The sequence below is a fragment of the Roseivivax jejudonensis genome, from assembly GCF_900172265.1.
In the GTDB taxonomy this organism is placed as follows: Bacteria; Pseudomonadota; Alphaproteobacteria; order Rhodobacterales; family Rhodobacteraceae; genus Roseivivax; species Roseivivax jejudonensis.
Genome location: NZ_FWFK01000002.1, coordinates 471,620 through 493,595 on the forward strand (window position 1 = coordinate 471,620; position 21,976 = coordinate 493,595).

Annotated in this window: 15 protein-coding genes; 8 read left to right on the forward strand and 7 right to left on the reverse strand. The window is 67.2% G+C overall.

Features of this window, described 5'->3' with window-relative positions:
* Window positions 1-147: 147 nt before the first annotated feature.
* From ROJ8625_RS07305 to ROJ8625_RS07320, 4 genes are read left to right on the forward strand one after another with little or no spacing between them, the layout of a single operon-like run.
* On the forward strand, window positions 148-1,077 hold the full coding sequence (locus ROJ8625_RS07305) for a siderophore ABC transporter substrate-binding protein (RefSeq protein ID WP_085791206.1): 930 nt from the start codon (window positions 148-150) through the stop codon (window positions 1,075-1,077).
* A complete protein-coding gene (locus tag ROJ8625_RS07310; RefSeq protein WP_085791207.1) occupies window positions 1,074-2,009 on the forward strand; it encodes an ABC transporter permease in 936 nt (311 codons plus the stop codon). The genes ROJ8625_RS07305 and ROJ8625_RS07310 overlap by 4 nt, the downstream gene beginning before the upstream one ends.
* Window positions 1,987-2,943, forward strand: coding sequence for an iron chelate uptake ABC transporter family permease subunit (locus tag ROJ8625_RS07315; RefSeq protein WP_085791208.1), 957 nt, complete (start codon window positions 1,987-1,989; stop codon window positions 2,941-2,943). Before ROJ8625_RS07310 ends, ROJ8625_RS07315 begins: the two co-directional genes overlap by 23 nt.
* Window positions 2,940-3,692, forward strand: a complete 753-nt coding sequence (locus ROJ8625_RS07320; protein ID WP_085791209.1) for an ATP-binding cassette domain-containing protein — start codon at window positions 2,940-2,942, stop codon at window positions 3,690-3,692. The genes ROJ8625_RS07315 and ROJ8625_RS07320 overlap by 4 nt, the downstream gene beginning before the upstream one ends.
* Window positions 3,693-3,906: 214 nt before the next feature.
* On the opposite strand, the gene ROJ8625_RS07325 is transcribed toward ROJ8625_RS07320, so the two are convergent.
* The 3 genes from ROJ8625_RS07325 to ROJ8625_RS07335 all read right to left on the reverse strand — a co-directional run bounded on the left by ROJ8625_RS07325 (window position 3,907) and on the right by ROJ8625_RS07335 (window position 16,643).
* A complete protein-coding gene (locus ROJ8625_RS07325) occupies window positions 3,907-5,214 on the reverse strand; it encodes a calcium-binding protein (RefSeq protein WP_143535067.1) in 1,308 nt (435 codons plus the stop codon).
* Between the two features lie 493 nt (window positions 5,215-5,707).
* Window positions 5,708-15,292, reverse strand: coding sequence for a tandem-95 repeat protein (locus tag ROJ8625_RS07330; protein ID WP_085791210.1), 9,585 nt, complete (start codon window positions 15,290-15,292; stop codon window positions 5,708-5,710).
* A 652-nt stretch (window positions 15,293-15,944) separates the two neighbouring features.
* Window positions 15,945-16,643 (reverse strand): winged helix-turn-helix transcriptional regulator, encoded by a 699-nt coding sequence (locus ROJ8625_RS07335; RefSeq protein WP_085791211.1) that lies wholly within the window; start codon window positions 16,641-16,643, stop codon window positions 15,945-15,947.
* 177 nt (window positions 16,644-16,820) lie between these two features.
* On the opposite strand from ROJ8625_RS07335, the gene ROJ8625_RS07340 reads away from it, so the two are divergent.
* From ROJ8625_RS07340 to ROJ8625_RS07350, 3 genes are all read left to right on the forward strand, one after another.
* Window positions 16,821-17,042, forward strand: coding sequence for a tautomerase family protein (locus ROJ8625_RS07340; RefSeq protein ID WP_085791212.1), 222 nt, complete (start codon window positions 16,821-16,823; stop codon window positions 17,040-17,042).
* Between the two features lie 75 nt (window positions 17,043-17,117).
* Window positions 17,118-17,519: a group I truncated hemoglobin gene (locus ROJ8625_RS07345; protein WP_085791213.1), complete on the forward strand. Its 402-nt coding sequence runs from the start codon at window positions 17,118-17,120 to the stop codon at window positions 17,517-17,519.
* Window positions 17,520-17,554: 35 nt separating this feature from the next.
* Window positions 17,555-17,920, forward strand: coding sequence for a cupin domain-containing protein (locus tag ROJ8625_RS07350; protein ID WP_085791214.1), 366 nt, complete (start codon window positions 17,555-17,557; stop codon window positions 17,918-17,920).
* 169 nt (window positions 17,921-18,089) lie between these two features.
* Here the strand turns inward: ROJ8625_RS07350 and ROJ8625_RS07355 are convergent, their stop codons facing one another.
* From ROJ8625_RS07355 to ROJ8625_RS07370, 4 genes are all read right to left on the reverse strand, one after another.
* Window positions 18,090-19,658, reverse strand: coding sequence for a GMC family oxidoreductase (locus tag ROJ8625_RS07355; protein WP_085791215.1), 1,569 nt, complete (start codon window positions 19,656-19,658; stop codon window positions 18,090-18,092).
* Between the two features lie 18 nt (window positions 19,659-19,676).
* Complete coding sequence (locus ROJ8625_RS07360; RefSeq protein WP_085791216.1) at window positions 19,677-20,201, reverse strand: Twin-arginine translocation pathway signal; 525 nt, start codon at window positions 20,199-20,201, stop codon at window positions 19,677-19,679.
* Window positions 20,202-20,276: 75 nt separating this feature from the next.
* Entirely contained in the window at window positions 20,277-20,672 is a 396-nt protein-coding gene (locus ROJ8625_RS07365) for a VOC family protein (RefSeq protein WP_085791217.1), read from the reverse strand.
* A 97-nt stretch (window positions 20,673-20,769) separates the two neighbouring features.
* A complete protein-coding gene (locus tag ROJ8625_RS07370) occupies window positions 20,770-21,060 on the reverse strand; it encodes a ribbon-helix-helix domain-containing protein (RefSeq protein WP_085791218.1) in 291 nt (96 codons plus the stop codon).
* Between the two features lie 436 nt (window positions 21,061-21,496).
* On the opposite strand from ROJ8625_RS07370, the gene ROJ8625_RS07375 reads away from it, so the two are divergent.
* A complete protein-coding gene (locus ROJ8625_RS07375) occupies window positions 21,497-21,814 on the forward strand; it encodes a c-type cytochrome (protein WP_085791219.1) in 318 nt (105 codons plus the stop codon).
* Window positions 21,815-21,976: the final 162 nt, after the last annotated feature.

Consider the following 21,976-nt stretch of genomic DNA (forward strand, 5'->3'; position numbering starts at 1 on the left):
CGGCGCCGCGCGGCGCCACCTCCCGGGCTTCTTTCGCACCCCGACCTCGCTCGCGGTCTCGCCCGGCCGCTTCTGGCGCGACCGCAAGGGCCGGGCCACTTGCCCGCCTCCTCCCAACCCCACCTGATCGAAGGAGACGAAACGCACATGCTTTCGTTCACATCCCCGCATCGCCGGCGCGCCGTAGGGTGCGTTTTCGCCCTGATCGCGACACTCGCCCTCGCCGCTCCCGCCGTCGCCCAGACGGTCGAGATCCAGACAGCGCGCGGGCCTGCCGAGGTGACGTCGCAACCCGAGCGCACGGTCGTCTACGACATGGCCGCGCTCGACACGCTGGACGCTCTCGGCGTGTCGGGTCTGAGCTCGATCAACACGATTTACCTCGATTACCTGGCGGACCACGCCGGCGACGCCGGCACCCTGTTCGAGCCTGATTTCGAAGCGCTCAACGCGATGGCGCCGGACCTCGTGATCGTCGGCGGCCGATCGTCGGAGCAGCACGACGCAGTGGCGCGGATCGCGCCGACCATCGACATGACGATCTGGGGGGATGACATCCTTGGCCAGGCGCAGGACCGCATCACCGCCTACGCCAGCCTCTACGCCCGCGAAGACGCCGGCGCGGCGCTGAACGCGGAAATCGACGCGGCGATCGACGCGGCGCGCGCGGCAGCCGAGGGCGCGGGCGATGCGCTTGTCGTGCTCACCAACGGACCCAAGGTTTCGGCCTACGGGACCGGCTCCCGCTTCGGGTGGCTGCACGACGCCACGGGCCTGGCCGAAGCCGCCGACGGGCTCGACACCACCACCCACGGCGAAGCGGTGTCGTTCGAGTTCATCCGCGACGTCGATCCCGATTGGCTCCTCGTCATCGATCGGGGTGCGGCGATCGGCTCCGACAGCCAAGGTGCGCGCGCGACGCTCGACAATCCGCTGGTGCGCGAAACGACCGCCTGGCAGCGCGACCAGGTGATCTACCTCGACGCCGCGCGGATCTATCTCGCCGGTGGCGGCGCACAGGCGACGCTCGACACGCTCGCCACGCTGACCGAAGCGCTGTCCGCCGGCGGATCGTGACAGCGGCGCGGGCAGCGGGCGCCGGCCTCATCGTGCTGTCGGTCGCCAGCCTGTTCGTGGGTGTCGGGCAGCTTTCGGCGGATGTCGAGGGCCTGTGGCTGCTCGCCGTCAGTCGCGCCCCGCGCACGGCGGCGGCGCTTCTGACCGGGGCCGGCCTCGCGGTGGCCGGCGTCATCATGCAGATGCTCGCCCGCAACCGCTTCGTCGAACCGTCGACCGCGGGCACCGGCCAGGCCGCGGCGCTGGGTCTCGTGGCGATCACGCTCATCGCGCCCGGTGCGCCGCTGTGGCTGAAGATGACAGGGGCGACCGTAGCTGCGCTTGTCGGCACGGCGGTCTTTCTCGCGCTCGTGCGCCGACTGCCGCCGGAGGCTCCGCTTCTCGTGCCGCTGACCGGGATCGTCTATGGCGGCATCCTCGGGGCGGCGACCACGTTCCTCGCGTTCGAACGCGACCTGCTGCAGTTCATCGGTGTCTGGATGAACGGCGAGTTTTCGGGCGTGATGCTCGGGCGCTACGAGTTTCTCTGGGTCTCGGGGCTTCTGACCGCCCTCGCCTTCGCCTACGCGCATCGCTTCACCATCGCGGGCATGGGCGAGGAGGCGAGCACGGGCCTCGGGCTCGATTATCGCCGGATCCTCGCACTCGGGCTCGCGATCGTGTCGGTCGTCACGGCCGTCACGGTGGTGACCGTCGGCCTCGTGCCGTTCGTGGGCCTCGTCGTGCCCAATATCGTCAGTCGGCTGCGGGGCGACAACCTCGCCTCGACGCTGCCGACGGTGGCTCTTTTGGGGGCCGGGCTGGTTCTGGCCTGCGACATCCTTGGTCGGGTGCTGCGCTATCCCTACGAAGTGCCGGTCGGCACGATCCTCGGCGTGCTGGGCGCCGCGATCTTCCTGTGGCTTCTGCATGCGCGGCCGGCCCGTGCCTGAGCGTGCCGTGGTCATTGCGTTGTGCCTTTGCGCGCTGGCCTGCGGGCTCTTCCTCACGCTCGGCGCGCGCGGGGACTGGAGCTTCGTGCTCGCCTTCCGCGGGCAGAAGCTCGTGGCGCTTCTGGTCGTGGCCACCGCCGTCGCGCTGTCGACGGTCGCATTCCAGACGGTCACCGGAAACCGGATCCTGACGCCCTCGATCATGGGCTTCGATGCGCTCTACCTGCTGATCCAGACGGGGCTGGTTTTCGGGCTCGGCGGGGTCGGCGTGGCGATGCTCGGCGCCATCCCCCGGTTCATGATGGAAACAACCCTGATGCTGGGCGCGGCGCTCGCTCTGTTCGCCGCGCTGATGCGGCGAAGCGACGACCTCGGACGGCTCGTGCTGACCGGCATCATCTTCGGGATCCTGTTTCGCAGCCTCACGAGCCTCATCAACCGGCTCATCGATCCGTCGGAATTCGCCGTGGTGCAGGCCGCGAGCTTTGCCCGATTCAATGCCGTGGAGGCCGACATCCTCTGGATTGCCGCCGGGGCAACTTCGCTTGCCACGGCCCTTCTGTGGACTCGCCACGACCGGCTGGACGTGGTGGCTCTCGGCCGGGAGACGGCGATCGGGCTCGGCGTCGACCATGACCGGGAGGCGCGGCGGACGATGGGGCTCGTCGCGGTGCTGGTATCGGTCTCGACCGCGCTGGTCGGGCCGGTCGTGTTCTTCGGCCTGCTGGTTTCGGCGCTGGTGCACGCGGTTGCGGGCACGTGGCGGCACGCGGTGCTGCTGCCGCTGGCCGCGCTCGTCTCTTCGACGATCCTCGTCGGCGGCCAGACGATCTTCGAGCGCGTGCTGTCCCTCCAGACATCCGTGTCGGTGGTCATCGAAGGGATCGGCGGCGTCGTCTTCCTGCTTCTCGTGCTGAAAGGACATGCGCGATGATTGAAACGCGAAGTCTGGACGTGCGCATCGGCGGCACACCGGTTCTCGACCGGGTCGACGTCGCGATCGGCGGTGGCGCGATCACGGCGTTCGTCGGCCCGAATGGCGCCGGCAAGTCCACTCTGCTTGCGGCGCTGGGCCGGCTGATCCGCCCGCACGCGGGCCGGATTCTGATCGACGGGCAGGAGATCGGCACGATCCCTTCGCCCGCGCTGGCCCGGCGTCTGGCGATCCTTCGGCAATCGGCGGGCATCGCCCCGCGCCTGACGGTCGGCGACCTCGTGGCCTTCGGGCGCTACCCGCATTGCGGCGGGCGCCTCGGCCCCGACGACCGCGCCATCGTCGCCGACTGCCTCGCGGATCTCGACATCGCCGACCTCGCGGGCCGCTTCCTCGACACGGTCTCCGGCGGGCAAAGGCAACGGGCGCTGATCGCGATGACGCTGGCACAGACACCCGAGATGCTCCTGCTCGATGAGCCGCTCAACAATCTGGATCTCTCGCACGTGCGTCGGGTCATGGAAGTCGCGCGCCGCCGCGCGGCGGACGGTGCCGCCGTCGCGATCGTGCTGCACGATCTTACGGTCGCGGCGCGCTACGCCGACCGGATTGTCGCGCTCAAGAACGGCCGGGTCTTCGCCGACGGCACGCCTGCCGAGGTCGTCACCCCGGCAACGCTCGGCACGCTCTACGGCACCCCGATCGAGGTGCACGAGGTCGCCGGACGCAGGGTCGTCCTGACCGCCTGAGCCGGACGCGCTCAGGCATCGGCATGTCTGGCGGTCGTGAGGCCGCTCCGCAAAGACCGACAGTGAGACTCGGCCGGGTGTGCGAGGCGCCGGCTCGGCCTGCCCCGGTGCGCGCCACGGCGCTCACCAGCGCCGCAGCCGTCTGCCGAGGTCGCTGCCGGCCCCGAATAACCGGGAGACGACGGCCCGCGGCTGGCAGGCCGAACGCCGGGGTCTAGAGGAAAACGAAGTCCTCGAGCGTGAGTTGATCGGCCGTCACGCCGGCGACCAGGATCGTCTGGTCGTTGTAGCTCAAGGCGACGCCGGCGGCGCCGTCCACGATGGTGTCGGTGATGTCGAGCGCATCGACCCGCCCTTGCAGACCGCTGCCAGGTTCGTTTTCGACGCCCGTGAGCTGCAGAAGGTCCGCGCCGTCGGTGAAATCGAGAACAAGGTCGACGCTGTCGGTTTCGCTGGTGGTCCATACGAAGACATCGGCGCCGGCGCCCCCGGTCATCACGTCGTCGCCCTCGCCGCCGTTGATCGTGTCGTTGCCGTCGCCGCCGTCGATCGTGTCGAAGCGGCCGCCGCCGGCGAGGAAATCGTTGCCCGCACCACCGAAGATCAGGTCGTTGCCCAGGCCGCCGCCGACCGAGTCGTTGCCGGCGCCCGCCTCCAGCGTGTCCTCGCCAAAGCCGCCGCCCATGCTGTCGTCACCGTCGCCACCGGTCAGGGTATCCGACCCGTACGAGCCGCCCATCGTGTCGTTGCCCGCATCGCCGGTCAGGGTGTCGGTGCCGGCGCCCCCTGCGAGCACGTCGTCGCCATCGGCGCCCATGATGCTGTCATCGCCGAAGCCACCGCCGACGATATCGTTGCCACTGCCCGCGTCGATCTCGTCATTGCCGAGGCCGCCGCCAATGAAATCGTCGCCGTCGCCTGCGTCGACCGTGTCATTGCCGTCAGACGCGGCGATCGTGTCCGCACCGCCGCCCGCTTCGAACTCGTCGTCCCCCTCCTCGCCGCGGAGGATGTCGCCCAGGTCGCCGCCGATCAGCGTGTCGTTCCCCGCGCCCGCGACGATCGTGTCCTCACCCTTGTCCGTGCAGAGGAAATTGTCACCGTCGTCGCCGATGATGATGGCGTCGATGTCACCGAGAAAGATCACGTCCTCGATGTCGATAAGCTCATCGCGGAGGTCCGGCCGCCCGACGGCGCCGCTTTCGCCTGTCACGAGGCTGGCTTCGGCAACATACGCGTCCGCCGGAACCCCATTCAGATCGAAGAGGAGCGTGTCCCGCCCGGCTCCGCCGTTGAAGGTGTCCTGGCCCGAGCCGCCCTGGAACGCGTCGTCGCCGTCGCCACCGTCGACGGAGTCGTTGCCGTCACCATCCGACAGCGCATCGTTGCCCGCACCTCCGAGGAGCGTGTCGTCGCCACCGAGGCCGAAGGCGGTGTCGTTGCCGGCCAGCAGATCGAAAAAGTCCGCCTCCGCGGTCCCGTCGAATGTATCTACCCCGGATGTCCCGATGAAGTCGGCCATGGCGCCCTCGAATATGCAATGAAGAATAACTCACGGGATGACGCCAGAACTTCGCCCACCGGTCAACCTGAAGCTTTGCGCGGCCCGCCGGTTACGCGCATGCCGTCACATATCTCCCCCGGTAAGGGTTCGGCGCAGTGTACGACACGGGTCCGGTCGTGCGGCCACGATCGAATTGTCTCTTTCTGCGGGACGATCCCGCGGCGGAGCCATTGGCTGCGCAAGTGTCCGCGCCGTCGACCGCGATGCCGATCCGGAAAAGCCAAATCGAGATCGCGCGAGTAGGATCGCGCCGTAATCCGAAGATCACCGCTCAGCCCCCTGCCCGCCCGTAGCGGCCATTGCTTCGAAAGACCGTTCTCTCTCGACACCGGTCTTGCGCCCCCGCGAGATCATCCGGCGACGCCGGCGGGCGCTTCCCGGCAGGCGCCAAAAGAAACGGCGGGCCGGAAGACCGGCCCGCCGCATGTCTCGTGTTCGCCTCGGTGACGCCTCAGACGAAGTCGAAGTCGTCGAGACCGAGTTCGCTGACGGACACGCCGATGAGCTGGATCGTCTGACCCTGATATTCGAGCTCGGCGCCGCTGTATTGCTGCCCGTTGAACGTGATGTCGCTGACATTTTCGATCGACAGGGCGTCCACCTTGCCGGCGAGGCCGGTTCCCGGTGCATTGTCGACGCCGACGAGTAGCATGGTGTCCTCGCCAACCTCGAAGTCGGTCACGACGTCGGTGTCGCCAGCCGGTCCGTCCTGCCAGACGAACGTGTCGGAGCCGGGACCACCGGTGAGGAAGTCGCTGCCCTCACCGCCGTTGATGCGGTCCGACCCGTGAGCGCCGACAATCGTGTCGTCGCGGCCGCCTCCGGCGAGGAAGTCGTCGCCCGCGTTGCCGACCACGACGTCGTTGCCGAAGCCGCCACCGAGCGAGTCGTCGCCGTCGCCGCCAGCGAGCCGGTCCATGCCGGAGCCGCCGCCGAGGCTGTCGTCCCCGCCGTTGCCGTGGATGGTGTCGTTCCCGAACGAACCGCCGATGGTGTCGTCTCCGGGTCCTCCGGTGATCTTGTCGTCACCGTCGCCGCCACCCATGCGGTCGTCACCGTCGCCACCGTCGATGGTGTCGTCGCCGAGACCGCCACCGATCATGTCGTCGCCGGCATTGCCCGACAGGCTGTCCGCGCCGAAGCCGCCACCGATGGAGTCGTCGCCGGCTCCGCCCGTGGCCGTGTCGTTTCCGGCACCGGACGACAGGTCATCGTCGCCGTCACCGCCCGACAGGACGTCGTCACCGGGTCCGCCGAGGATGCCGTCATTCCCGCCGAGACCATCGAGCGTGTCTTCACCCTCGCTGCCCTCGATGCGGTTGTTCCGGCTCGAGCCCTGCAGCTCGTCGTCACCATCGTCGCCGATCAGCACCCGGTCCGGTTCCTCATCGTCCGTGACGCCCTCGATCTCGATGGAGACCGTCTGCTCGGTGCCGTCCACGCTTTCGACGATGAAGCTGTCACTCAGGGTGTCGCCCTCGTCGAGCGCATCCACCGCCGGCTCGGATCCGTCGAGCATGTAGCTCCACGCCCCGCCGCTGGTGACGGTCCAGGTGCCGAAGCCGCTCCGGCTGGTCTGGCTTGCGGACCGCTCGGTGAACGTGTCCGGGTCGTCGACATCCGACACGGTGAGCGTGCCCGTCGCGACCTCGGCCTCGTCCTCGGTCACGCTGCCGCTGGTGTCACCGCCGATCTGCGCCGGATCGTTCACGGCATCCACCGTCACGTCGACCTCCGCGGTGTCGCTGCCACCTTCGCCGTCGGTGACGGCTACGGTGAAGCTGTCATCGCCGTTGAAGTCGGCATCGCCGGTGTAGGTGAACGTGCCGTCCGCGAAGGTCACCGCGCCGTTCTCCGGGCTGCCGCCATCCGCGACCGTGTAGGTGAGATCTTCACCGTCCACGTCCGAGGCCACGATGTCGCCGCCGATGGCGGTGTCCTCGTCACCCGAAACCGAGAGGTCGGAGGCCGCCTCGTCGATCACCGGATCAACGTTCGAGGGCTCATCGTCCACAGCATCCACCGTCACATCGACATCGACGGTGTCGCTGCCGCCGTCCCCGTCGTTGACGGCCACGGTAAAGCCGTCCTCACCGTTGAAGTCGGTGTCGCCGGTGTAGGTGAACGAACCATCCTCACCGAACTCGACGGAGCCGTTCTGAGGCGCGCCGCCACCGGCCAGCGTGTAGGCGAGGTCGTCACCGTCCACGTCCGAGGCCACGATGTCGCCGCCGATGGCAGTGTCCTCGTCGCCCGAAACCGAGAGGTCGGAGGCCGCCTCGTCGACCACCGGATCGTCATTCACGGCATCCACCGTCACGTCGACCTCGGCGGTGTCGCTGCCACCTTCGCCGTCGGAGACGGCCACGGTGAAGCTGTCATCGCCATTGAAGTCGGCATCGCCGGTGTAGGTGAACGAACCATCCTCGCCGAATGCGACGGAACCGTTCTCCGGAGCGCCGCCGTCGGCCACAGCGTAAGCGAGGTCATCGCCGTCGGGATCGCTCGCCACGACGGTGCCCGCGATCGGAGAGTCCTCGTCCCCGGTCACCGAGAGGTCGGAGGCGTCGCCGTCGACCTCTGGCGCGCGGTTCTCCGGCTCGCCGACCTTGAGCGCGAGCGGCTCGGCCGTGAGGCCGGTCACCTCGCCGCCGGCGTCGATGGCCGCGGCGGTGACGTAGTTGCGGCCCACAGAGGGGTCGCTGTCGTCACTGTCGGCCAGGCTGACCTCGACCGAACCCTGCCCTTCGGCGTCCAGCTGGACATCGTAGGCTGTCACGGTCTCGGCCATGTTCGCGCCGAATTCGCCGAGAGCGTCGAAGACCTGCTCCGGCGGCTCGACGCCATCGGTGCCGACGCTGCCTTCGACCACGAGGACGCGGACCGTCTGACCGGCGAGCGCTTCGCCGCCGTCGATCTGCACGACCTGTTCGGTCTCAGGCACGATCGCGGTGTCCGCCTCGGCATCCGTGTCGCGGTCGGCCGTGCGGCCCGGAACGCTGATCGAGGGCGCCGCCGACAGCGGCGCGGAGCCGACGACGGCTTCGCTGCCGCCCTGGCTCGGTTCACCCTCGGTGCCGGTATTGTCCGCGAACAGCTCACCCGTCTGGGTGGTGCCGTCCGAGAACGTCACCGTGACCTCCGATCCGGCGAGCTCGAGGCCGGACACGGATCCGGCAAAGCCGGTGGTCGCCCCGCCCTCGATGCTGGCCGGATCGACATCGACGGAGAAGCCGAAGCTTTCGCCGGTGTCGAAGTCGTCGAAGGTGGTCTGCAGCGTCTCGTAGCCGTCATTCCCGGTCGGTGCGCCGAAGGGCGGAACGCCCTCGGCTCCTCCGGACGTCACGAGACCGACCTCGGCCGCCCCCGAATCCGGTGTGAAGGCCTTCCCGGCCGTGTCGCCGGCGTTGCCCTCCGGGTCGAACACCATGTCCGGAAGAAGCGCCGAGGACAGGTCGAGCGTCACCGTCTCGATCTGCTGGCCGCTTCCGCTCTCGTTGGTGATGGTGAACGCGTTGCCGCTGAAGCTGCTCGAGTCGATCCCGCTTCCGGTGAGGACCTCGATCCGCGCCGCCGCGTCGTCCGCGGGCTCGGCCACGGTGAAGCTGTCGCTCGCCGCCGCGACCGGCTTGGTCTGGGCGTCGGTCACCGCGCCGGCCGGCAGGTCGACATCGTAGTCGCCGGCCGGGAAGCCGCCTGCGGGCGCCTCGAAGAGGTAGTCGGCCGCGATGTCGCCGTTGCCGAGATCGGTCGTCTCGACCGATACGGCATTGTAGACGGTGCCCTCCGGCCCGGTGACGGTCACGTCGTCCGCGCCGATGCTCGCCGCGTCGAGCGCCACGTCATCGGAATAGACCACCGACACCGTCTGGCTGTCGGCCAGCGTCGAGACCGGCGCGATCTCCTCGATCGTCGCGGTCGGCGCCTCGGTGTCCTCCACCGGGGTCTGCGGCGACAGGGGCGCGTTTTCGTCCGGCGAGACCGGATTTGTGGTCTCTCCGGCGGACGGATCGGCCGGATCGTCGATCTTCGCGATGTGCACGCGGTCGACCTCGTGACCCTCCGAGCGGCCCGACATCTCGAACGTGTAGGTGGTGCCGGCCTCGAGGTCGTAGGCAACCGGGATGCCGACGTCGTCCACGTTCTTGTTGGCCCAGAGCCAGTCGGTCTCCGATCCGCCGGACTGGTAGGTCTTCAGCCAGCCCTCAGAAGCGTCGCCGGTGTATTCGGGCTCATGCTGCTGGCCGCCCTGGTAGCCGTCGAGCGCCTGAAGCGGCGTGCCGTCCTGCAGGATGCGAGTGAAGCTGTCGTTGCTCTCGGTCGGGTCGTCCTCCTCGAACCGGCTGCCGCGCAGGTTCACGTAGTAGGTGCCGTCCTCCGTCGGCGTGAACTCGTAGCTCAGCGTGCTGTTGCCCGGATCGTTGAAGTTGTCTCCGCCGGTCCAGCGGTAGTAGCCGCTGCCGGTGAAGTCCTCGTGCCCGTCGGGCTGGTTCTCGGTCACGTAGCTCCAGCCGCCCTGATCGGACGCGCCGGCATCCTCGACCTCGAAGACGATGTCGCCATCGTCGTTCGGGCGATAGGCGCCTTCCTGCGGCGCCTCGGCATGGGTGAGGTAGACCGGTTCGGTCACCGGGCCCTGCACCTGATCGCCGTTCTCGGGGTCGATCACCGCCGCCGACAGGGCGAGCGGAAGCTCTCCTTCGCCGGGAATGTCGTAGTCGGGCACATCGTAGATGTCGAACATCTCCGAGATGTCCTGCGGCGTGCCGTCAAGCTCCACGTCCACGGTCTGGAACCGAGCCGCGTTGTTGGCCGGGAACACCGCGTTCTGAAGCTCGGCGAGCTGATCGCCGAGCTGGTCGGCGGAGTCTCCGCTCAGGTTGTTCTCCTGCGGCTGGATCATGCCGGTCGACAGCACCACGCGTGCGGTCGTGCCGGCTTCGCCCTGAACCACGATGCTGACGCCGTCATCGCCGTATTCACCCGCGGCGCCCGGCTCCACGCCGTTGACCGTCAGATCGACCGACTTGGCCTGCGGCACCTGCGTCGCGACGCCTTCGGACCCGGCCTGCGTATCGGTGCCGTGCACCTGGCCGGTGGCCTCGGTGCCGTCCGCAAAGGTGACGGTGAACTCGGACCCGATCAGCTCGGCGCCGGAGATGCCGCCGATGTCCCACATCGGGTCGCTGCCGCTGTCCAGCGGTTCCTTGTCGGTGCCGGCAATGGAGTTGGGATCCATGTCGGCCGCGAAGGTCACGGTCTCGCCCGGCTCGAAGCCACCATCCGTTTCGTCGTCGAAACGCAAGATCACGCCCTCGAAGCCGTCCTCGCCGCCGGCGCCCACATAGGTCGCGGTGTCGCTGTCGAAGGTGGTGGCGCTGTCGGTGGTCGGAGCCTCGACACCCGTTCCGCCCGCGGAGTTGATGGTCAGCTCCTTGCCGACGTCGTCACCGGCGATACCGAAGGGATCGAACACGCTGTCGGGATAGAGCGCCCCCGACACGTCGAGCGACACGCGCTCGACCTCCTTGTCGCCGATGTTCTCGAGAATGAAGGACCCCGCTCCGAAGTTCGACGCCTGAACGTCGTCCGCGTCCGGCGTGATGCCGAGCGAAACAGCGCCGATCTCGTCCGGCGTCTCGTTCACGCGGCGCAGCTCGATCGCGTTGATCTTGGGATTCTCGGCATCGCCTTCGGCGAACGACACGTCGACGGACCCGTCGGTGACCTCGACCGTGCGGCTCACCTGCGTCGCGGTCGAACCGCCTCCGGCCTCTTCCCAGATGTCGTAGTTGCTGATCGTCTCTCGGTTGATGGTGATGTCGAACTCGCGTCCGCCCGGACCGCTCAGACCGTTGCCCTGCTGGGGCTGATCGAAGATCTCGGCGTAGTGCAGCACGACCTCGTAGGTGCCGTCGGCGAGATCGGAATTGTCCGGGTTCTTCAACTCGTAGGAGAAGACGCCCGTGTCGTCGTCACCGATCTCGCCCGCATCGCCGTAGCGCTCGGTCTGGTAGAGCGGGTCGTCCGTCGTGCCCTCGATCGGGTTGGCGGTATCGGAGTAGGCGTTGTCGCCGTCCTGACCGGACACGTAGAACGGATGCGGATCTCCGGCCTCGTCGGCCTCGAAGACCGCGCCATCACCTGCGCGGACGTACTCGGTGCCGCCGGCATTGATGCCGACCACGAATTCCGACTGGCCGGGCTCCGGCTCCGGCGTCGTCGTCTCGACCGAAAAGTCCTGGCTCGCCGCCGCGTTGACGTTGCCGGCTGGCGCCTCGTCACTCACCGCGCCGGCGAGGACCTCGACGGAATAGCTGCCGTCGGTCCATGCACCGCCATCGGGATTGTCGACCTCGTAGGTGACCGTGAGGGTCGTGCCGTCATCGGACGCCGTGCTGTCTGCGACCGTGACCGGCCCCGTATCGCCGGGCCCGCTGACCGCGATATCGTTCGCGCCGATGCTGGACATCGCCACGCCCGAGGGATCGCTGTACTCCACGGTGACCGCGGCACTCGCGTCGCCCGCCTGCGGCGGCGAGACCGAGATCGACTCGACCGTCGGGCCGGTCGTGTCCGCCGGCGGCGGCGTGCCGCCCGCCTCGCGCACCACGATGGCGCTGATCTTGGGATTGTCGCTGTCAGGCTGGCCGAGCGAGACGTCGAGCGTGCCATTCTCGCCGACGCTCACGGCATCGGTGGTGATCTTGTACGCCACGTCCGGATCGCCTGTCTCTTCCAGGATATTCAGATCCTCGCGCACGGTTTCACCTTCGACGGAGACGTCGAAGATGCGCGGGGTATCGTCTTCGGTCAGGAAGATCTCGGCGAAGTGCAGTTCGACCACGTAGTCGGTGCCCGCGTCGAGGTTCGGGATCTGGTAGGAGAACTCGCCGTAGCGCTCGGTCTCGTAGACCGTCCCGTCATAGACCGGCTGTTCGCCGTTGCCGCCGCTCCCGTCCGTGTATGTTTCGCCGCCGGTCGAGAACTCGTCCGCCTGGTAGGAGATCCCATCCTGCTCGAGAGCGTCGCCACCCGCGTTGATCGCGGTCACGACCTCGCCGGGGCCGGGATCGTAGGTGATGGCCATCTCGCCGTCGGCAACGGCCACATCGAAGTCCTCCGGCGCGGCGCCGTCCGTGAACGGCTCACCGGTCAGCGTCACCTCGCTGTCCGCCGATCCGTCGCCGGTGGTGTCGAGCCCGAGCACGGCGGAACCTGCCGTCACACTCGCGAGGCCCGCATCCGCGTCGACGTCCTCGACGAGAAGCGTGTCGTCGTCCTCGAAATCGGTGATCTCGTCGCCGTCGAGCTCTTCGCCCGTCCCGGTGATCGTGTCGGCGCCGCCGCCGCCGGTGAACGTGGTCGCGCCTGGTCCGGCCTCGAAGGTCGTGCCGGCGTCGCCGCCGGTGACGGCGATATCGTTGTCGTTGCCATCGAGGCTCAGGATCTCGATGTCGTTGGGAACGGTGACGTCCTGGTCACCCTCGTAAACCACTCGATCGAGGCCGGCCGTGCCGTCGTCCGACAGGTCCGGGTCGTCGGTCGTGACGGCGTTGTCGGGCTCACGCTCTGTGGTCGCGATCCGAAGATCGTCAAAATCCGCCTGGAACGGCGCGCCGCCGTTCGACGTGGCGATGATCCCGGCGGCAAGGCCGCTCTGCTGCCCGTTCACCTCGAGCGATCCGTCGATCGCCTGGGCGAGCGCGCTGCCCTCGGGAATCGTCACCGGCTCACCTTCGGTGAAGACCGTGGAGGGATCGTCTGTCGCCGGCACGCTGCCGGTGCCATAGGCCCAGGACGGCGTGACGGTGCCCTCCTGCTTGTCGATGGAGACGCGCAGCTGCACCCAATCCGCCTGGGTCGGATCGAGCAGAGCGTTGTCGGTGACCTGCGTACTGGTCGCGGCGCCGTCGCTTTCGATCACGGTCTCGAAGATCGCGCTTTCGAAATCACCGCCATCGTTGCCGCGCCCGCCGAGCACCAGCTTGAGGTAGTCATCCTGGTTGCCCGCGCCGATCTGCAGACCGGCCGAGGGGAATCCGCCCTCGGACGTGGCGTCCGGGATCCAGTTGGTCATGCTCAGCGTGATGTCCGCGGTGCCGACGCTGTCGTCCAGCGTCACGCCGGTCTGCATCGCCGCCTTGTTCTTGTTGGTGTCCTGGTAGGCGTCGCCCGGCGTCACCGACTTGATGGTGAAGACACCCCCGGCACCGCCGGCGATGATGTTGTCGGCGTCATAGAGCCCGCCATCGATGAAGGCGTCCTCGCCGTTGGTCATCGCGCCGGTAAAGCCCGACCCGCCATAGGTGTTCGGCATCGTGCCGGATTCGAAGGGCAGAAACAGGCCCTCTCCGCCCGACAGCGTGTTGGCGGCGCCGGTCCCGTTCTCGGGGTCAAGCGCGAACCGATCGGCGGTGTTGTCGAGCCCGTCGTTGTCGCGGTCGGTCGACACGCCGCTGCCTTCGCCAGGTTCGAGAATGTTGATCTCGGAATTGTTGAGGTTGGCGACCCAGACGGAGCCGGCGAACGCCTCGCCGTCGCCCTGCGCGTCGATGCCGAGCGGACCGCCGCCGGCATTGAGGTCGATCACCTGCTTGCCCTCGGCCACCGTCTGGCCGTTGCCCCCGGTGGTGGTCTGGACCACGCCATCCTCGTCGCGCGGGATCACGTAGATGTCGCCGTTGTAGTCCGTGGCGAGAAGCGCGCCCTGGATCGATTCCTGAACGCCGTTGCCGTCATCCCAGGTCGTGCTCGCGGTGTATTCGGCCAGGCCATTGACCGAGCCCGAACCGGTGTCGAGCGCAGTGTCCTCGTAGCCGCCCTCCTGGTAGACGCCCTCCTCGGGGTTCGTCGTCGGCACGACGTCGGCGAAGTCCTCGGGAAGATCGCCGTCCCCGGCCTCCAGCCATTCGCTGTCATTCACGCCCTGTTCGGGCGTCACCAACAGCCCGGCGTCCTCGCCCGCGGCGCGGATCGCGTTCGGATGCCCGCCGTAGCTGCCCTCGGTCACACGGTGCAGGTTGTCGTAGTTCTGCGGATCGTAGTCGTCGTCCTCGTGCGGCAGGGTCGTCGCAGTCTGGGACGGATCGTCCACGTGGGCGCCGGACTCGTCCACGGCCTGACCACCCCAGCCGTTGTTGGCGCCGTTGTCGTAGGTGTAGAGGTGCCCGTCCTCGGTTTGCAGGATGTCGTAGGCGTTGCGATAGCCCGGCGAGAACACCTGTACGGGGCTGTCCTCGGTGAGCTTGGCCATGTTGAAGCCGTCGTTGCCGCCCCACGGACCATCGACATCTGTTCCGTCGGGATTCTCGTTCCCCGCCGTCCCGTCGTCGGGTCGGCTCGGGTCGTTCAGGGTCGGCAGATCGTAGACGAACGGGTTCGCGCCGTCGGCGTCCTTCACGCCCTCGCTCTGTTCGATCTGGTCGATCTGGTCGAGGTCCACCGAAAGGATCGCGCCGGAATACGCGTATTCGGGCAGACCGGCAAAGTTGTTGGAGGGCGCGCCGGCGTTCGTGTGCCCGCCCTGCGCGACATAGAGCGTGCTGCCGTCGTCAGACAGCTCGAGCCCGTTGGTGGAATGGTTCTCTTCCGAGCGCGGCAGACCGCGCACGATGTCCACCTTGTCCCAGGACCCGGTCGCGTCGTTGTAGGTCAGGCGCGAGATCACGCCGGAATTGGTGTCGAGGCCCTTGTCCTCGCCGCCGCCGCCAGCGCCGATGCGCGGATCAGACGACGACACGTAGATCACGGGGTCCTCGGCCGTGTCGCCCACAACAAGGCCCGTGACCTGCCGGCCCCCCACGTCGGACGCTTCGGTCCCGTCGTCGTTGTGATTGACGATGTTGTTGATGAGGTCGATCTGATCGGTGCTCGTCACGTCGAAGTCGCCGGAGTCGGTCTTCTCGACATCGAGCACTTTCACCGATCCGGTTCTCTCGGCGACGTAAAGCCGCCCGTCGCTGTGCCACTGAAGCGCCGAGGCAAAGCCGTCATATCCATTCAGCGTGCTTTGATTAAAACTAACGTCGACCATGTGAAATATCCTTCACCGTCTATATTCCGGACACGGCGCAAAGGGGGCGCTGACCGCGCCCCGGGAACCGCTCCTTCGGATTTTCTCTATAGCGCCTCTGCTCGGGGTGGCCTTTGGGCCGGCAGGCGCTGACTGGCTCACCCAAGGCCATTTAAACGCCCCAATTCAATACATTTTTCTTGGAAAAGACGCATTCTCTCAGCGCCAGATGACATGAGAAAAATGTTTATTATCAAACCTCTAAAAGTAGAATGTCGCGACCGATTAATTTATGCTAATCCATACGCAGCCGATTATAGGCAATCGTGATAATACCAATAATTGCATAACTATATTGCCCTGACAACCTCAGGCGCGAAACGTGCCGCGCGGATAAAGAAATCGAATAGTTCCGATTCGGATGAACCCGCGCAATGTTGTTGTCTCCCCGTGAACAAAATGGGCCGAGCCGGTGTGACTTCGAAACAATGACCAGTGGCGCGCGCGCAGGAGCCGCGCTATCCGGGCGAGCATCGAAGCGGATGCGACACGCGGCGAAAGCGACAGCCCTCCTTTCGACACGCCCCCCCGCAACGACCGGCACGCCGGCGTCGGCCGTCCCGGCACGCCGCGCGGCACGTCCGGCCTGTTGCGCTTCAGCGCCGCCGCCAGCCTAGCCGGCCAGCTTCTGCTGCACCGCGAAGGGGCTGAGGCCGAGCCATGTCTGCATATCCCGCGCCAGTGCCGAATGGCCGGTCATCGTCATGGTGTCCGCTTCGACCGCACGGCCGACCGTGGTCAGCCCCATCCAGATCTGCGTCATGGTCCGAAGATCCGTGTGCACGAAGAGGTCGACATCAAAGCCCGGGTCGACATTGCACAAGTCGACGCTTCGGTCGGGCTGAACGATCAGCCACCATCGGCGCTGCGCCGGGGGCAGTTCGGGATAGGTGAACTCGATCACCGTCTGACGGTCCGGGACCGGGTCCGTGTCCAGGTTGCGACGCATGTCCCACATCAGCAATTCGGGATCGAGGTTCTCCAGCGATGGTTCGGCTTCGACCCATTTCTGGCCCCACATCCCGATCGCTTCGATCACCGGCTGCAGGTCGCGGCCCGACGAGGTGAGCCGATAGGCCTCGACCTCGGGCGCCTCCCGCAACCGTTCGCGCTCCACGACGCCCTGCGCCTCCAGCTCGCGCAGGCGCTTGGACAGCAGTGCCGGCGACATGCGCGGCACGCCGCGGCGCAACTCGTTGAACCGGGTCGAGCCCGCGATCAACTCGCGCAGGAGCACGATCGTCCAGCGGGTGCACAGGATCTCCGAGGCCATGGCGACTGGACAGAACTGGCGATAGCTCGCGTTCGTCATCGATACCTCCCTTGTCTCGGGTGCCCCCGAGGGTGCCACGCACGCGCCCCGCACGGCCAGTTCAGAAACTGTATCTGCGCGATTCAGACCGTGAACTGGCGCGCAGCGGGCCGCGATTGGCAGCCTGAGGCCACGCCGGAACGGACTGGCGCACCCTGCAAGCACGGAGGATCGGCCATGCCACTCGTCGATATCGAACTGATAGAAGGTGTCTTCGACACCGACCAGAAGCGGCGCATGCTCTCGGAGGTGACCGACGCCATGGTGCGCGTCGAGGGCGAAGCGCTGCGCGGCACGACCTGGGTCCGCATCCGCGAAATCGCCAGCGGCGAATGGGCCATCGGCGGCACCCCGATGACCGCCGCGGACATCAAGGCGGCGAAGTCGCAACCCGCCTGATCCCAAGCGCTCTGCCGCGGTGCCCGTCATTGCGAGGTTTGCACCGCGGCCACCACAGGACAGGGAGGACCGACAATGACGGACTCTGCAGCCCGCGGGCTCTCGAGGGTGACGCTCTATGAACGATTGGGCGGTGGCGCGGGTCTGCGCACGCTGGTCGATGGCATCGTCGCGGCGCACCTCGAGAATCCCACGATCCAGCACCGCTTCACGCCCTATCTCGACCGACCCGACCGCGTGGAGGAGATCAAGCGGCACACCTGCGCCTACTTCTCCGAAGGCAGCGGCGGCCCGGACACCTATCGCGGGCGCAGCATGACCGAGGCGCACCGCGGAATGCTCGTGACAGATGCCGAATACACGGCCGCAGCCGACGACATCATCGGCACGCTCGCCCGGCACGGCCACGACGCTGAGACGCGGGCGGAGGTCCGCGACATCCTCGAAGCCATCCGGGGCGAGATCGTCGGCGTCTGACGCGCCGCGACACCATCAGCGAAAGGAGATCGACCATGATCGACGGCATCGAAACCAGACGGTTCGAGACGCCCGACGAGGCTCTCGACATGAAGGAGCATGGCGGCATCGACATCGTGCGCACATCGGCCGGGTCGACCGGAATGTACGCAAAGTTCGAGCCCGGCTGGACATGGGAGCGGGACGAGAAACCGCTTCTGGGGTCGCCCGATACCTGCCCGATGCACCATACCGGCTATTGCCTGTCCGGCACGCTGGTCGTGCGCATGGTGGCGACCGGGCACGAGGCGATCATTCGGCACGGCGACTTCTTCGAGATCCCGCCGGGCCATGACGCCCATGTCGACGGAACCGAACGGGTCGAGCTGATCCTCTTCGAACCCGCGGCACACGCGCACTGAACCGCAATAGTCCGATCCGGCGCGGACGCCGCGCTGGATCGCGAACAGTTCAAGCGTGTCCCGGCAGGATCTCAAACGCGCCTGCCCGACCGCTTCGCGTCCGTGCATTCCCGCGCACCGCGAAGCGACCCTCCGCAGTCTCCTGCGGAGGGTCGGATTGGCGCAGGGATCAGAGCACGCCCTGGTTCATCTCGGAGGCGATGTGCTCCGCCTGACGGATCGCGAGTGCCACGATGGTCAGCGTCGGGTTTTCCGCCGCGCCGGTCGTGAACTGCGACCCGTCGGAGACGTAGAGGTTGGGCACGTCGTGCGCACGCCCGTTTCTGTTCACCACGCCGTCCTCGGGCCGCTCGGACATGCGGTTGGTGCCGAGGTTGTGCGTCGACGGATAGGGCGGTGTCGGCAGCGTCCGGGTCGCCCCCACCGCGTCGTAGATCGCGGCCCCCTGCTTGTAGGCGTGATCGCGCATCGCAGTGTCGTTCGGATGGTCGCTGTAATGAACGTTCGCGACCTTGAGCCCGAACGCGTCCTCCGCGTCCGAGAGCGTGACGCGGTTGCTCTCCTGAGGCATGTCCTCGCCCACGATCCACATGCCGGCCATGTTCTCGTAGCTGTCGAGCGCCGTGGTGAACTCGCGGCCCCATGCGCCCGGATCAAGGAACGCAGCCATGAACGGCAGGCCGAGCGAAAGGGTTTCGAGCTCGTATCCGCCGACGAACCCGCGCGAGGGATCGTGACGGGCTTCGTCCTGCACGATCCCGGCCATGGTCGTGCCGCGCCACATGCGGACCGGCTGCTCGAACGTCGCGTAGACCGATCCGGTCAGGTGCCGCATGTAGTTCCGTCCGACCATCCCCGAGCTATTGGCCAGTCCATCGGGGAACATCGAAGAATGCGAGTTGAGCAGAAGCCTCGGGCTTTCGAACGAGTTGCCGGCCACGCAGACGACGCGGGCGCGCTGCATTTGCAGATCGCCGGCCTCGTCGAAATACTCGACACCCGTCACCTTGCCGCTGTCGTCGTGGAGGATCCGCGCGACATGCGCCTTTTCTCGGACCTCGAGGTTGCCCGTCGCCTCGCCGGCGGGAATGTCGGTGTAGGCTGCCGACCACTTCGCGCCCCACTTGCAGCCCTGAAAGCAGAAGCCGGTCTGCTGACAGGCCATCCGGCCGTCACGCTCCTGGCTGTTGATCGCCATGCGGCCGGTGTGGACCTCCTTGTAGCCGAGTTTCTTGGCGCCGGCCTCGAAGACCTTGTAATTGTTGCAGCCAGGCAGACCGGGAATGTCGTTGGTCCGGGTCACCCCGAGCTTGTCCTCGGCCCGGGTGTAGTAGGGATCCATCTCCTCGGCGTCGATCGGCCAGTCGAGAAGGCTCGCCCCGTCGACCGCGCCATAATTGGTCAGGGCCTTCCATTCGTGCGGCTGGAACCGCAGCGACGCGCCGGCCCAGTGCGTTGTCGTGCCGCCGACCGCCTTCACGATCCACGCCGGCAGGTTCGAGAAGTCCTTGGCGACGCGCCAGTCGCCCGATGTGGTCCGCGTGTCGGTCCAGGCGAGCTGGCCGAAACTGTCCCACTCGTCGTTTACGTAATCCTCGGGCAGGTAGCGTCCGCCCGCTTCGAGCGCGACCACGCTCACGCCCTTCTGCGCAAGCTCGTTGGCAAGGACGCCACCGCCCGCGCCGGTGCCGATGATGACGACCACGTTGTCGTCGGACAGTTCAAAAGGTGCAGCCATTTCAGTGTCCTCCCCGCCTCAGATCCACGTTATGTCGTCGAAGCCGCGATACATGTAGCCGCCCTTCGAATAGGACTCGCCCTCGTAGCCGAAGATCGGCCACACCTCTTTCTGGTTGTAGAGGCCGGTCACGAGTCCGCCGCGGATGCGCTGGAAGAAATCGGTATCCTCGATGCCGCGCAGGATTGCGACGCGGTCGGCCTCCCAGCCTGCGCCGAGGTAGCTGTCGAAGCCGGCGGCGCGCGACGCCTCGTCCAGCATGTCGATCCCGGCCTGCGCGAAATCGACTTCTTCGGGCACGTCGTAGCCCTTCACCGCCGCTGCGTAGTACTGGTCGCCGACCTTGTCGTGCGGGTAGATGTCGCGCGCCATCTGCACGAGCGTCGCGAAGCTCTCGGGCTTCATCGCGTCCATCTCGGTGGCCCAGGCGGCGTCGCGTCCCGCGACAAAGCCCGACCCGACGACGAGCCCTGCCCCGGCCGCGACACCGCGCGACAGAAGCTGGCGACGCGTCAGCGTCTTCAGAGACCGTGTCTCGATCATGTTGGGTTCTCCTCCCTTGGGTCATGTCCGGCGCGCGCGACTCCTCTTCCGCGCGGCGACCGGGACGTCCTCACGTCATTTGAAGCGCCCGCTGCGCTCCAGCACCTCGATCTGGTATCCGTCGGGGTCGGCCACGAAGAAGAAGCGTCCGACGAGCGTGCCGCCGGGGGCGAATTCCACGAGCTTGCGAGGGGCGAGGCCTTCACGCTCGAAGCGTGCGTGTTCCGCGTCGAGATCCTCGACCGAAACGGCGAGGTGGCCGTAGCCGTCGCCGAGATCGTAGGGTTCGGTCCGGCCCTTGTTGACCGTGAACTCGACTTCGAAGTCCGACTCCGCATTCGACATGTAGACGAGCGTGAAGTCGTCGAAATCGAGCCGGTCCGCCACTTCGAGGCCGAAGGCCTGTCGGTAGAACGCGACCGATCGGTCCTCGTCGAGTACGCGGATCATGCTGTGTATGGCCTTCGCCATGCTTCCTCCTGTGTGATCTCAGGCACACAGGATGGGCGAGGCGGACGTGGTCAGGGGTAGTAGGCGAATACTACAGGACCGCGCCTTTGGTCGTAGATCACTCGGCCGCGACAGCCGCGGCGGGTGCCGCCGACTGGCCGAGATGGATCAGGCAGGTCGTGCGCAGGAGAGACGAGAAATTCTCGGGCTCTCCGCGCAATTCAAGGACTTCGGCGTGAAGCGTCGACAGGAAGCAGGGCGTCGAGACACCCTCCCCCGCGGCGATCTCGTCCAGCGTATCCCAGAAGGCGTTCTCGAGCCGGATGCTCGTGCTCTGCCCGTTGAGGCGCAGCCGGCGCGTCGTCGACGCGTAGCGCGCAGGATCCTGTCCGGCGAAGACTTGGCACATGATTGGTCCTCCCAAAACCTGCGTCGCGCGATTGCGCGTCGCCACAGGCCGTCTCAAAAACTCCCACGAGATTGGTCTCTGGTCAATTGCGGCGCCGCGCCGCCGCACCGCGCTCGGCGCGGCCTTCGGGTGTTCTTTGCGGTGACGGCGGAGGGGCTCGCGACCGTCACTGCCGGGCCGGGACATTGCTACGGCTGTCGGCCACGAAGCCTTTGAGGCGCGTCCGGCGGACGGGTCCGCAGCCCGAACACCTGCGCGAAGGCGGCCGGCCCACCGCCCGCGGACGAGAGCGGCACGGCGCAGCCCACGAGGGTGGCTGCTAGACCCCACAATCCGCTTGATCATCGGAATTGAACCGGTAGCGTCTGCGAACTGCGGGCCAGAGAACCGCGCCAGGGCGCCCGGGGTCGCAGCCGGCCAGAGGAGGACCGTCGACATGACACGAACGTTGCTTGTTGCGCTGCTGGCGCTCGGTGCTGCGAGCCCGACCCTTGCGACCGAAGCCGACATCGCAGCCGGGGAGGAGATCTACCAGGGCGTCTGCCGGAACTGCCACGGCCCGAAGGCGCAGGGCGTCGCCAGCTACCCGCGGCTGTCGGACAAGGACGTGGATTACCTGACCGAGCGTCTCGAGCGGTACCGCGAGGGAGAGAAGATCGGCCCCAACTCGATGCTCATGATACCGCATGCGCGCGAGTTGTCCGATGCCGATATCCTGAATATCGTCAGCTACATCACCACCGAGTTCGAGTGACCGACAGCCGGCGGCGCGCGGCGTCCGCCGGCATGACTCCGGCGCGGACGACGTCCGACCTTTGACACTTAAAACGGTTGCCGGGCGAAGACGCTCCTCCTACCGTCGATTGCATCGATCCACCGCAACCCTTCTATTCCGGGTGGTTGGCGAGCGGGTCGA